This is a genomic window from Brevundimonas sp. CEF1 (assembly GCF_051353055.1).
Lineage (GTDB): Bacteria > Pseudomonadota > Alphaproteobacteria > Caulobacterales > Caulobacteraceae > Brevundimonas.
On record NZ_CP195593.1, the window covers coordinates 3,337,632 to 3,350,052 of the forward strand.

Below are 12,421 nucleotides of genomic sequence, written 5' to 3' on the forward strand. Positions count from 1 at the left end.
GTCATGACCCAGGCTGCTCGCCCCTACATCCGCATGAATGGCGCCGGAAACGCCTTCATCGTCGTCCAGGCCTTCGAGGAGGGTTTCCACCCCAGCGAGGCTGAGGTGCGCGCCCTGGCCGACCCGGCCGCCGGCCTGGGCGGCTTCGACCAGCTGATCGGCGTCGAACCGTCCGAGAGCGCCGACGCCTTCATGCGGGTGTGGAACGCCGACGGCTCCATGGTCGAGACCTGCGGCAACGCCCTGCGCTGCGTCGGCTGGCTGCTGCTGGAGGCCACAGACAAGGAAGAGGTGGTGATCGACACCCTGGGCGGGCCGACGACGGCGCGGCGGGCGCCAGGCCGCGGCGGGTCGGGAGATCCCGAAGGGTCGACGACCGCGGCCCACCAAGTGACTGTGGATATGGGCGCGCCGCGTCTGGACTGGGATCAGGTGCCCCTGTCCGAGGAGATGGATACGCGCGGCATCGAGCTTCAGGTCGGACCGATCGACGCCCCCCTGCTGCATACGCCCGGCGCGGTCTCGATGGGCAATCCCCATGTGGTCTTCTTCACCGACCAGCAGGACGACGCCTTCGTGCGCGGTTCCGGCTCGCTGGTCGAGCATCACCCGCTGTTTCCCGAAGGGGTCAACGTCGGCTTCGCCAAGGTCATCGACCGCGACCATATCCGCCTGCGGGTGTGGGAGCGCGGGGCGGGCCTGACCCTGGCCTGCGGCACCGGCGCCTGCGCCGCCCTGGTGGCCACGGCCCGGCGCGGCCTGACCGAGCGCAAGGCCACCGTGGTCGTCGATGGCGGCGAACTCAGCATCGATTGGGACGAGGCGTCCGGTCACGTCTTCATGACCGGCCCGGTCGAGGTCGAGCGCACGGGGCTTCTGCCACAGGTCTAGAGCGAAATCGGTTCAGATGCGATCGCATCTGAACTCAGATATTCGCTCCAGCATCAATCCTGAAGCCTGATTCACGGCATCGGCGGAATCGCGAAGCGATTCCACCTCTACCGATCAGGCTCTAGGCAATCTCTCCTGACGTAGCGTCAGCGGTTGTCCCGCCACGTCCCACGATCTAGGAACAGAAGGCGCCTGCCCTTCCCGAGATCGAAATGCCCGAATTGACCGACAAACAGACCTTCTCCGACGACGACGCGCTGGAGTTCCACAACGCGCCGACGCCGGGCAAGATCTCCATGGCCCCGACCAAGCCCATGGCGACCCAGCGCGACCTGTCGCTGGCCTATTCGCCCGGCGTGGCCGTGCCGGTCCTGGCCATCGCCGAGGACGTGGACAAGGCCTACGACTATACGTCCAAGGGCAATATGGTCGCCGTCATCTCCAACGGCACCGCCATCCTGGGCCTGGGCAACCTCGGCCACATGGCGTCCAAGCCGGTGATGGAAGGCAAGTCCGTCCTGTTCAAACGCTTCGCCGACGTCGACAGCTTCGACGTCGAGGTGAAGACCACCGACCCGGACGAGTTCGTCACCGTGGTCAAGAACATCGGCGACACCTGGGGCGGCATCAACCTGGAGGACATCAAGTCCCCCGAATGCTTCGAAATCGAAGCCCAGTTGCAAGACCTGCTGGACATCCCCGTCTTCCATGACGACCAGCACGGCACGGCCATCATCTCGACCGCCGGCCTGATCAACGCCGCCCATATCGTCGGCAAGAAGCTGGAAGACCTGAAGGTCGTCCTGTCGGGCGCCGGGGCGGCAGGTCTGTCGTCCATCGCCCTGATGAAGGCCGCCGGGGTCAAGGCCGAGAATACGGTCATCTGCGACCGCCAGGGCGTGATCTACAAGGGCCGCGACAACGTCTCGCAATGGCAGGCGGCGCACGCCACCGACACGCCCCTGCGCACCCTCGAAGAAGCCATGGTCGGCGCCGACGTGGTCCTGGGCCTGTCAGCCAAGGGCGCGATCAGCAAGGAGATGGTCGCCTCCATGGCGCCCAATCCGATCATCTTCGCCATGGCCAACCCGGACCCCGAGATCACCCCCGAAGACGTCAAGTCGGTGCGCTCGGACGCCATCATCGCCACCGGCCGCTCGGACTATGTGAACCAGGTCAACAACGTCCTGGCCTTCCCCTACCTGTTCCGCGGCGCCCTGGACGTGCGCGCGCGTCAGATCAACCACGAGATGAAGATCGCCTGCGCCCACGCCCTGGCGGCCCTGGCCCGCGAGGACGTGCCGGACGAAGTCGCCGCCGCCTATCGCGGCCGCAAGCTGAAGTTCGGCCCGGAATACATCATCCCGACCCCGTTCGACCCGCGCCTGATCTGGTACATCCCGCCCTTCATCGCCCAGACGGCGATGGAGACCGGCGTGGCGCGCAAGCCCATCGCCGACATGGACGCCTATCGCATCTCGCTGAAGCAGCGGGTCGATCCGTCCGCCGCCCTGATGCAGAAGATCTCCTCGGCCGTGCGTTCGGGACCCAAGCAGCGCGTGGTCTTCGCCGAGGGCGAGGAGCAGTCTGTGATCCGCGCCGCCTGGGCCTTCAAGCAGGCCGAGCTGGGCACGCCCATCCTGGTCGGCCGCGAGGACCTGATCCGACAGAACGCCGCGGAAGCCGGTCTGAATTTCGACGAACTGGGCATCGACATCGTCAACGCCCGCACCTCGGGCCACAATGTCGAATACACCGACTGGCTCTATGAGCGCCTGAACCGTCGCGGCTATCTGCGTCGCGACGTGCAGCGCATGATCAACCAGGACCGCAACTACTTCGGCGCCACCATGATCGCGCGCGGTCAGGCCGACTGCATGGTCACCGGCGTGACCCGCAACTTCAACATGGCCCTCAAGGAGGTCCGTCGCGTCCTCGACGTCACGGACCGCATGATCGGCCTGTCGATCCTGCTGGCCAAGGGCCGCACCCTGTTCGTGGCCGACACCTCGATCCACGAACTGCCCAACGCCGCCGAACTGGCCGAGATCGCCATCAAGGCCGCCGGCACGGTCAAGAAGCTGGGCCGCAAGCCGCGCGTCGCCTTCCTCAGCTACTCGACCTTCGGGGACCCGCCCGGCGATCGCGGCGAGAAGGTCCGCGAGGCCATCCGCATCCTGGACAGCATGGACGTCGACTTCGAATACGAAGGCGAAATGCCGCCCGAGCTGGCGCTCAACCCCGAAGCCCGCGCCAACTATCCCTTCATGCGCCTGACCGGCGACGCCAATGTCCTGGTCATGCCGGCCATCCACTCGGCGGCCATCTCGACCCGTCTGGTGCAGTCCCTGGGCGGCGCCACGGTGATCGGCCCGCTGCTGGTCGGCCTGGAGAAGTCGGTGCAGATCGTGCCCCTGGGCGCCTCGGTCAACGAGATCATCACCGCCGCCACCTTCGCTGCCTACGCCGAGGGCGCCTCGGTCGAAGACTGACGGCTCATCACCGCCCGTAAGACGTGGAGAGGCGGCCTTCGGGCCGCCTCTTTGCGTTTGGGCCCTAGGCTTGCCGCTTCAAGCGCCGCAGCTCGAAGGTCTGCCGCACCCACTCCAGGGCGCAGAAGACGACGGCGATCAGGCCCAGCCAGGCGGCGATGACGAACATGGACGCATAGCCCTGACGCTCGATCAGTTCGCCAAGCGCGCCGCGCCCCAGGGTGCCGATCAACAGGGCCAGGGAGGTGAAGACGGCGAACTGCACCGCGCCGAACATCTTGTTCGACAGAGCCGACAGATAGGCGACGAAGGCGGCTCCAGCGAAGCCGCCGGCGATGTTCTCGCCCGCGATGGCCAGCATCAAGCGTGCCAGGGGCTCGCCGACATGGAAGAGGCCGAACAGCTTGTAGAGGCCGGTCGCCGTCATGAAGGGATGGATGACCGGCGCCCCAAGGGCCAGATCCATCATCAGCAGGTTGGTCGCCGCCGACAGGGCCGCGCCCAGCAGCAGGCTGGCCATACGGCCGATGACCAACAGCGCCCAACCGCCCAGGCCGATGCCGAGAATGGTCATGACCACGCCGAAGGTCTTGGACGCCAGGGCGATCTCGGTCTTGGTGTGACCCAGGGCGCCGCCGGTGTCGCCCATGTAGAAGGGGAAGGCAAACGGCCCCCAGACGCCGTCGGTGATGCGATAGGTCAGTATCAGGCCCAGGACGATGACCGCGCCCCAGCCCAGACGGCCCATCAGTTCGACCAGGGGCGCCAGGATGGCGTCATAGAGGGTGTTGACCAGGGCCGGGGCGTCGCGCTCGCTCGCCACCGGTGCGGTCTTGCCGCCGCGCCAGACGATCAGTCCGGCTAGTAACGCGGGCAGGATGACGGCCCCGCCGACGATCCACGGCCCCCAGGTCGCGGTGAACTCGCCCGCGCTCGGCGCCGGGGTGACGCTCAGCGCCGTGACCATGAAGCGGATCAGCATGAAGGCGGCCCAGGCCCAGGCCATCAGGGTGGCGGCCAGGGCGATCATGCGCAGACGCGGCGAGCCGATGCGCTCGCGGGCGATGGCCTGCTGGGCCGCCGGCTTGGGCTCGGGCGCGATCAGGGTCCCCAGCAGGCCGAGGCCCATCAGGCCCGCGCCGATGACGAAGGTCGAGGACCAGCCGAGATGATCCGCCAGCACCAGGGCGCCGGCGCCGCCGACCAGGGCTGCCGTGCGGAAGCCCAGTTGATAGACGGTGGACAGCAGATCGACCGGCACCCGCTCATCGGCGACCTCGATCCGCCAGGTGTCGATGACGATGTCCTGGGTCGCCGAGGCGAAGGCGCCGAGCGCCGCCGCGCCCGCCAGCATGGCGATGGCCCCCGTGCCCGGATGCGACAGGGCGATGGTCAGCAGGGCGCCGACCAGAACCACCTGACACAGGATCAGCCACGATCGACGCCGCCCCATCCTGCCGATGATCGGCGGGGTCAGACCGACCGAGGGCGACCACAGGAACTTGAATGCGCCGAACAGCCCCACCCAGGACAGGACGCCGATGGTGGCCACCGAGACGCCCGCGTCCGACAGCCAGGCGTTCAGGGTGCCGAACAGCATGGCGAAGGGCAGGCCGGCGGAGAAGCCCAGCAGCAGCATGGCCAGGGTGCGCCGCTCGCGGAAGGCCGCCCTCAGCACGCCCAGGCCTTTCGGCGACGGCTGCAGGGCCGCGACCTCGGAAGCGGGCATCTTCGTGTCGGTCATGCGGCTCTCCGGCGTACGCCGCCGGAAACGGGCGGTCGTGGGAACTAGGCCCCGACCTTGGCGCGGTTGCCGACGTTCGTCCAGCGGGTCAGGGCGGCGCGCAGGGCGTCAGCCTCCAGCGGCTTGGTCAGGTGATCGTTCATGCCCGCCTCCAGGCAGGCGATGCGGTCCTCGGCGAAGGCGTTGGCGGTCAGGGCCACAATGGGGGTGCGCTCGCCGCGCGCCCGCAGGGCCCGCGCCGCGCCCGGTCCGTCCAGACGCGGCATCCGCATGTCCATGAAGATCAGGTCGAAGCGGGCGTCCTTCAGCGTCTGCAGGGCCTCATGCCCGTCGGCCGCCGTCTGGACCACGCAGCCCTCGCGGCGCAGCAGGGTCTTGGCCAGGAGGGCGCCGACCGGATTGTCCTCGACCAGCAGGACCCGCAGCCCCTTGAAGGCGACGGGGGTGACGCGGTCGTCGTCCTGGCCCCGTCCGACCGCGACGGTCAGACCCTTGCGTCGGCCGGCGGCGGCCAGCACCCGCTCGGCCAGCGAGGCCCGGCGCAGCGGCTTGATCAGATAGCTGTGGAAGCCCGCCGCGCGATAGCGGTCGACCAGATCGCGCTCGCTCGGTTTCAGCAGAATGACAGCCTCGCCCTGCGACGGCTTGACCATCAGGGCGCCGTCCTCGGCGGCGGCGTGGTCGATCAGGGTCACGCCCGCCTGGCGCGCGACGCGGCCGCCCGAGGCCTCTATCTGCGCGCTCGCCGCCTGACGCACGAAGGGATCAGGAGTGCGCACAGCCACCACCACCCCGTCCAGCGGACGCTCGCGCGGCGCAGTCTCGGCGACGGGGAAGGGGGCCTCGAACCGGAAGCGCGCGCCGGGGCCGTCGGGCCGATCGCTCACGACGACCGTGCCGCTCATGGCCTGGGCCAGACGACGGACCACGGCCAGACCCAGACCGGCGCCGTCGAAACGGGCGGCGTCCGAGGCGTCGGCGTGACCGAACTCGTCGAAGATGCGGCTGCGCGCCTCTTCGGGCACGCCGGGGCCGGTGTCGTCCACGACAAAGGCCAGACGCGGGCGCGCGGCGGTTCCGCCGGCGCGCTCGACCGTCAGGCGAACCCCGCCCCGGTCGGTGAATTTCACGGCGTTGCCGGCCAGGTTGAACAGGACCTGACGCAGGCGGCCCTCGTCGGCGACCACGTCGGGCGCATCAGCGGCGACCGACCAGACGATCTCCAGCCCCTTGTCGTGGGCCTTGGGACTGAGCAGTTCGGCCACGCCGCGCGCCAGGCCTTCCAGATCGACGGGGGCGGGATCGAACTCCAAGGCCCCGGCTTCCAGACGAGCGAAGTCCAGCAGGTCGTTGACCAGGCCCAACAGGTGTTCGGCCGACTTCTGCGCCGCCTCGGCATAGGCGCGCTGGGCGCCGTCCAACTTGGTCCGCGACAGCAGGCCCAGCATGCCGATCACCCCGTTCAGGGGGGTGCGCATCTCGTGGCTCATCAGGCGCAGGAATTGCTGCTCGGGCGCATCGGACGGCGCTCCGGGGGGGGCGGCGGGCGTGATCTCGGTCGATGCGTGCGTTCTGCGTGCCTGTCCCATGAGCGCCAGCCTAGCGCCCAAAGGGTTAAGCGTGGCCGAACGAGGGTTTCAGGTCTCAGAAGGCGGGTGTTTCGCTGCGATGCGCGGTCTGACGGTCGAAATCGCCCTGGGCCCCGACGGTGGTGCGCCGATACATCAGGGCTTCGGCGACGTGCCGACGCAGCACCCCGGTCGAGCCGTCCAGGTCGGCGATAGTGCGCGCCAGCCGGAGCGTCCGCGTCCAACCCCGAGCCGTCAGCCCCCCGGCCTCGCCCGCCCGCATCAGCAGGGCCCGGCCTGCGTCATCCGGCGCGGCGAAACGATCCAGGGTCTCGCCCGAGGCGCGGGCGTTGATAGCCTGATCGCGCGCCTTGTCGGGATCGAACCCCGCCGCGCGCACCCGCTCCTCCTGTTGAGCGCGGGCGTTCGCCACGCGGGCGGCGGCCTCGGCCGTGCCCTCGGCGGGGGCGGGCAGGGCCATGTCGGCGGCGGTGACCGGCGGGGTCTCCACCGTCAGGTCGATGCGGTCGAACATGGGGCCGGAGATGCGGTTCTGATAGTCGCGCTGACAGCGCGGAGCCTTGCCGCAGGCGCCGCGCCCGGCCCCGCCCAGACCACAGCGGCAGGGGTTCATCGCCGCCACCAGTTGGAAGCGCGCCGGATAACGGACATGGGCGTTGGCCCGCGCCACCACGATCTCGCCCGTCTCCAGCGGCTGACGCAGGCTGTCGAGCGCCTGGGCCGAATATTCGGGCAGTTCGTCAAGGAAGAGGACGCCGTTGTGGGCCAGGGAGGCCTCGCCCGGCTTGGCCCGCAGACCCCCGCCGGTCAGGGCGGCCATGGAGGCGGAATGGTGCGGCGAGCGAAAAGGCCGGTCCCTTGTCAGGGCGCCGCGATCGATCAGGCCCGCCACCGACCAGACCATGGAGGTCTCCAGCAACTCCTGAGGCGTCAGCGGCGGCAAGAGGCCCGGCAGACGCTGGGCCATCATCGACTTGCCCGAGCCGGGCGGGCCGATGAAGAGCAGGTTGTGGCCGCCCGCGGCGGCGATCTCCAGCGCCCGCTTGGCGCTTTCCTGACCCTTGACCTCGCGCAGGTCGGGAACCGCGCCGCCCGCCGTCACCGGGCCGGGTTCGGGCGCGCGCAGCACCTGGGTTCCCCGGAAGTGGTTGATCAGGCCGATCAGCGAGCGCGGTGCCAGGATGGCCGTGTCGCCCGCCCAGGCGGCCTCGGGGCCATTGGCCTCGGGACAGATGAGGCCCAGCCCCATGGCCCCCGCCGCCATGGCCGCCGGCAGGGTTCCGCCCACGGCCGCGATCTGGCCGTCCAGCCCCAGTTCCCCGACCGCCGCCCAGCCGTCGAGGGCATCAGGCGCGATCACCCCCATGGAGGCCAACAGGGCCAGGGCGATAGGCAGGTCGAAATGACTGCCCTCCTTGGGCAGGTCGGCGGGCGCCAGGTTGGCGATGACCTTCTTGGGCGGCAGGGCCAGGCCGATGCCGGCGAAGGCGCCGCGCACCCGTTCACGGCTTTCGGCCACTGCCTTGTCCGGCAGGCCGACGATGGCGAAGGCCCCGGCGGGCGTCGCCACCTGCTGCACCTCGACATCCACCCGCCGCGCCTCGACCCCGTCGAATGCGACCGTCACCACCCGCGCGACCATGGGCTCCCTCCCGCTGACCAAAAGAGAACAAATCACGAACTTAAATGGATAGCAAGAGCGCCGTTATCTAAGGCGCATCAAGGCAACCCGGCCTCAGGCGCCAGGGTGTGGATCACCTCGCCCGCCGCATTGAGGAACTGGATGGCGCCGAAGCCTTCCTCGGTCACCGTCATCCGCACGCGCGGCCTGTCGTTCTTGTCCGACAGGGCCACGGCGGGGGTGCCGTCGGCGGCGACCGACAGACGCATCCGCGTCGGCGTCTGCACGCCCGGCGTCAGGGCGTCGCCGAGACCCGGCTCACGGATCAGAGGCGGGGCCTGGTTGATGACGAAGCTGACGGCGCCGTCCGGCGACACGCGCCAGCCGATGGCGTCCATGGCCGGATGATCCAGCGCCAGCACAGCCATGCCGCCGTCGACGTCAGCGGTGCCGAAGCCGCCGCGCTCGCTGCCCTTGTCGTCATAAAGAATCAGACCGGCCACGTTGAAGGCCCGCTTGTACTGAATGCCGTCGATGATGGGGGCGGGCGTGGCCCCCGACAGGGTCATGCGGATGGTCCCGTCGGCGTCGACGATGTCGATGCGTCGCGCGGTGATGCGCTCATGGTCCGGCGTCTCGACGCGCGTCTGCGGCGTGCGGGTCTCGATGATCCGCTCCAGCGCCTCCAGCGACGGGCGTTTCGGCCCGGCGTCCTGCGCCATCGCCGGCGCGGCGATCAGCAGAGCCAGGCCGGCCAGCGTCCCGACAATCGTCATTCTGGTCATGGGGTCCCCTCCTGTCATGCGCGGCCTAAAGGGCCTCGCGCGTCTTCCTTTCGATCACGTCCCACATCAAGGCTGTCGCATCGACGCCGCTGAATTTCAGCAACTGCTGGGCCCCAGTGGGGGAGGTGACGTTGATCTCGGTCAGGTAGTCGCCGATTACGTCGATGCCGACGAAGATCAGGCCGCGTTCCTTCAGATAGGGGCCGATGGCGGCGCAGATCTCCAGGTCGCGCGGCGTCAGTTCCACCGGGGCCGCCGTGCCGCCGACGCGCAGGTTGGAGCGCACCTGATCCTTGGCCGGGATGCGGTTGATGGCGCCGACCGCCTCGCCGTCGATCAGGATGATGCGCTTGTCGCCCTTGGACACGGCGGGGATGAATTTCTGGATCACCAGGGGGTCGCGCGATCCGGCGGCGTGGATCTCGATCAGGGCTTCCAGATTGGGGTCGTCGGCCTTCAGCCGCACCACGCCCGAGCCGGCGGCGCCGTGCAGGGGCTTGAGCACCACGTCGCCGTGACGGCGATGGAAGTCGACCAGGGCGACCGGGTCAGACGACACCAGGGTCGGCGGCTGCAGACCGGGGAAGAGGGTGGCGATCAGCTTCTCGGGGGCCGAGCGCACCTCGGCCGGGTTGTTGACCACCAGGGTCTTCGGATGCACCCGCTCCAGCAGATAAGTGGCGGTGACATAGGCCATGTCGAAGGGCGGATCCTGACGCATCAGGATGACGTCCACATCCTCGGCCAGGTCGAGAACGACCTCGGGGCCAAAGTCGGCGTGCTCGCCCTGGACCGTGTTCACCGTCACCGGACGGGCGCGGCAGAACAGGCGGCCTTCGTCCAGGGCCAGGGTGCGGAAGTCGTAGATCCACAGCCTGTGGCCGCGCGCCTGACCCGACAGGGCCATCAGAAAGGTCGTGTCGGACTCGACGTTCACCGCCTCGAGCGGGTCCATCTGGATGGCGACTTTCAGCATGGGTAGTCCTTGGTAAGGGGCGCTATCGCTCGCGCCGCCGACGCTCGCGGCTTGAGCTAGTTTTAGTTCGCTATGCTCGCGTCGCGGACGCTCGCGGCTTGAGCGCCGAAGCGCCGTCCCTGCCTAATTGAGGGCGTCAGACGCCCGCCGCAAGGCCACGCTTCAGTTCAGGCGCATCCGCACCCGGTCCATGCTGGCGCGATGGGCGTCGGCGGGACCGTCGATGGCGCGGGCGCGCGACAGGGCCTGCAGCGCCCCGGTCAGGGCACCCTGCTTTTCGCGCGCCGCGGCGACGTCCAGCCAGGGCCGGTGATCCTCCGGGTCCAGGAGGGCGCGCCGCAAGGCCGAGCGCTCGGCGCCCTCATAGTCCTCCGCCAGCAGGGCCCGGGTGAAGAGAACATTCTGCAGACGGATCAAGGCCTGACGATCGCTGACCGGCGCCATCAACAGGTCCAGCCGGTCGGCCACGTGGGGCGTCAGCCCCGCCAGCAGGGCGCGTCGCGTCAGTTCGCTGGGCAGAACCAAACGACCCTGGCTGAAGGGATCCAGCGCCACAGGCCCCTCGGGCGTCTCGACACGCAGAAGGACGTGGCCGGGGAAGTCCACCGCCGCCGCCTTCAGCCCCGCCCGGCGCGCCGCGTCCAGATAGAAGACCACCAGGGCCGCCGACAGGCCGCGCCGCCGTTCGGCCACGTCGATGACGTCGGTGTTGCCCGGATGATCATAGTTGAGAAGATCGCCGTTCAAACGCAGGTCGCAGGCCATGGTCTCGGCCAGGGCGTCGTCGGGACTTTCGTTGGACGCGCGTTCCTTGACCCGCTGGGCGGCCTGATCGGCCAGCAGCCGGACCGGCTCGGGATCGCGGAAAGGATAGTCGTGGATGGCGCAGGCGATGGCGCAGTCGAGCAGCGGGAAGCCGTCGTCCTGGGCGGTTCCCGCCTGGGTCAGAATGGTCTCGGCGTCGTCGCGGGTCACGCGATGTCCGTTCCTGTGGTCGTCACGCCGCGAAGATGACGCGGAAATCGTCCGGGAGCCAGCGCCACCATATCAATCCGCAGGTTCAACCCCTGCAACGAGGGCCGGCTTCGGGCCACGGCGGCGCCGGCGACGGCCAGACGACCGTGTTGTTCCGGGCCGAGCGCCAGGATCGCCGCCTCGATCGTGCGACGTCGCTTGACCTCGACCACCGCCAAGGTGCGGCCGCGTCGGGCCAGGATGTCGATCTCGCCGCCCCGCCCCTTCAGGCGGAAGGCCAGGATCTGATAGCCCTTGAACATCAGCCAGACGGCGGCGATCCATTCGGCCCCGTGGCCCTGGCGATGCGACCGCACGCCCAAGGCCCGACGCCAGCCCCTTTGCGGGCGAGGCGGCGACGGCGGGGGCCGCAGGCGGGGCTTCACCGCCCCTGCATTTCCAGCGCCCGCTTGTAGAGGGGCTTTCTGGGAAGATTGAGCGCCTTGGACACCTCCGCGGCGGCCTCGCCCGGCGGCAGGCGGGTCAGGGCCTCGGCCAGGGCCGCATCGGCGTCGGCGGCGCTGGCGACCTCGGCCTCGCCAGGGCCGATAACCACGACGATCTCGCCCTTGGGCGCGTCGCAGCGCGGGTCGGCGGCCAGTTCGGACAGGGTTCCCCGCACGGCCTCCTCATAGAGCTTGGTCAGCTCGCGGGTGACGGCGGCGGGGCGGTCGCCCAGGACCTCGGCCATGTCGGTCAAGCTGTCCTTCAGGCGCGGGCCGCTCTCGAAGAAGACTAGGGTCTGACGCCCGGTGCGCAACTCCTCCAGCATGGTCTTGCGCGCCCCCGACTTGGGCGGCAGGAAGCCGGCGAACAGCACCCGATCGGCGGGCTGACCCGCCAGGCACAGCGCGGCCAGCAGGCTGGAGGCGCCAGGGATGGGGTGGACCGGCAGGCCCTCGGCTATGGCGGCGCGGGCCACGACATAGCCGGGGTCCGAGACCAGAGGCGTGCCGGCGTCCGAGACCAAAGCCACCACCTCACCCGCCTTCAGCCGCTCGACGGCGATCTCGGCGGCGCGGGCGGAGGCGTGGTCGTCGCAGCGCTCCAGCTTGGCGCGCAGCCCATAGGCGGTCAGCAGCTTGGCGGTGACACGGGTGTCCTCGGCCAGGACCAGGTCGGCGGCGGCCAGGACGTCCAGCGCCCTCAGCGTCATGTCGCGCAGATTGCCGATGGGCGTGGCCACCAGATAGAGGCCGGGCGCGACGGAGCGCGCGGGCGGGGCGGTCGGCGGGAAGAGAGAGGCGTCGAAAGACATGACCTCATCCTAGAGGGCGTCACCCTGTCGCGAAACCCGCCAGTTCCGGGA

Annotated in this window: 10 protein-coding genes; 2 read left to right on the plus strand and 8 right to left on the minus strand. The window is 69.5% G+C overall.

Annotated elements, in window-relative coordinates:
* Positions 1-3: 3 nt before the first annotated feature.
* On the plus strand, positions 4-891 hold the full coding sequence (dapF, locus tag ACR9FL_RS16705) for a diaminopimelate epimerase (protein ID WP_296175704.1): 888 nt from the start codon (positions 4-6) through the stop codon (positions 889-891).
* A 212-nt stretch (positions 892-1,103) separates the two neighbouring features.
* A complete protein-coding gene (locus ACR9FL_RS16710) occupies positions 1,104-3,383 on the plus strand; it encodes an NADP-dependent malic enzyme (protein WP_436356449.1) in 2,280 nt (759 codons plus the stop codon).
* Positions 3,384-3,447: 64 nt separating this feature from the next.
* On the opposite strand, the gene ACR9FL_RS16715 is transcribed toward ACR9FL_RS16710, so the two are convergent.
* From ACR9FL_RS16715 to rsmI, 8 genes are all read right to left on the minus strand, one after another.
* The gene (locus ACR9FL_RS16715; RefSeq protein ID WP_436356450.1) at positions 3,448-5,127 is read right to left on the minus strand and encodes an AmpG family muropeptide MFS transporter; all 1,680 of its coding nucleotides are present in this window, start codon (positions 5,125-5,127) and stop codon (positions 3,448-3,450) included.
* Positions 5,128-5,171: 44 nt separating this feature from the next.
* Positions 5,172-6,716, minus strand: coding sequence for a response regulator (locus ACR9FL_RS16720; RefSeq protein WP_436356451.1), 1,545 nt, complete (start codon positions 6,714-6,716; stop codon positions 5,172-5,174).
* 55 nt (positions 6,717-6,771) lie between these two features.
* Positions 6,772-8,358, minus strand: a complete 1,587-nt coding sequence (locus ACR9FL_RS16725; RefSeq protein ID WP_436356452.1) for a YifB family Mg chelatase-like AAA ATPase — start codon at positions 8,356-8,358, stop codon at positions 6,772-6,774.
* A gap of 77 nt (positions 8,359-8,435) precedes the next feature.
* Complete coding sequence (locus tag ACR9FL_RS16730) at positions 8,436-9,122, minus strand: hypothetical protein (RefSeq protein ID WP_436356453.1); 687 nt, start codon at positions 9,120-9,122, stop codon at positions 8,436-8,438.
* A 25-nt stretch (positions 9,123-9,147) separates the two neighbouring features.
* Positions 9,148-10,098: a glutathione synthase gene (gene gshB / locus ACR9FL_RS16735; RefSeq protein ID WP_436356454.1), complete on the minus strand. Its 951-nt coding sequence runs from the start codon at positions 10,096-10,098 to the stop codon at positions 9,148-9,150.
* A gap of 162 nt (positions 10,099-10,260) precedes the next feature.
* Complete coding sequence (locus ACR9FL_RS16740; RefSeq protein ID WP_296177774.1) at positions 10,261-11,073, minus strand: SirB1 family protein; 813 nt, start codon at positions 11,071-11,073, stop codon at positions 10,261-10,263.
* Positions 11,070-11,429 (minus strand): YraN family protein, encoded by a 360-nt coding sequence (locus ACR9FL_RS16745; protein WP_436356455.1) that lies wholly within the window; start codon positions 11,427-11,429, stop codon positions 11,070-11,072. Before ACR9FL_RS16745 ends, ACR9FL_RS16740 begins: the two co-directional genes overlap by 4 nt.
* 65 nt (positions 11,430-11,494) lie before the next feature.
* Complete coding sequence (gene rsmI / locus ACR9FL_RS16750) at positions 11,495-12,370, minus strand: 16S rRNA (cytidine(1402)-2'-O)-methyltransferase (RefSeq protein ID WP_436356456.1); 876 nt, start codon at positions 12,368-12,370, stop codon at positions 11,495-11,497.
* Positions 12,371-12,421 lie beyond the last annotated feature (51 nt).

Coding starts and splice junctions, on each gene's coding strand:
- dapF (WP_296175704.1), top strand. CDS start 4: ATGACCCAGGCTGCTCGCCCCTACATCCGCATGAATGGCGCCGGAAAC.
- ACR9FL_RS16710 (WP_436356449.1), top strand. CDS start 1,104: ATGCCCGAATTGACCGACAAACAGACCTTCTCCGACGACGACGCGCTG.
- ACR9FL_RS16715 (WP_436356450.1), bottom strand. CDS start 5,127: ATGACCGACACGAAGATGCCCGCTTCCGAGGTCGCGGCCCTGCAGCCG.
- ACR9FL_RS16720 (WP_436356451.1), bottom strand. CDS start 6,716: ATGGGACAGGCACGCAGAACGCACGCATCGACCGAGATCACGCCCGCC.
- ACR9FL_RS16725 (WP_436356452.1), bottom strand. CDS start 8,358: ATGGTCGCGCGGGTGGTGACGGTCGCATTCGACGGGGTCGAGGCGCGG.
- ACR9FL_RS16730 (WP_436356453.1), bottom strand. CDS start 9,122: ATGACCAGAATGACGATTGTCGGGACGCTGGCCGGCCTGGCTCTGCTG.
- gshB (WP_436356454.1), bottom strand. CDS start 10,098: ATGCTGAAAGTCGCCATCCAGATGGACCCGCTCGAGGCGGTGAACGTC.
- rsmI (WP_436356456.1), bottom strand. CDS start 12,370: ATGTCTTTCGACGCCTCTCTCTTCCCGCCGACCGCCCCGCCCGCGCGC.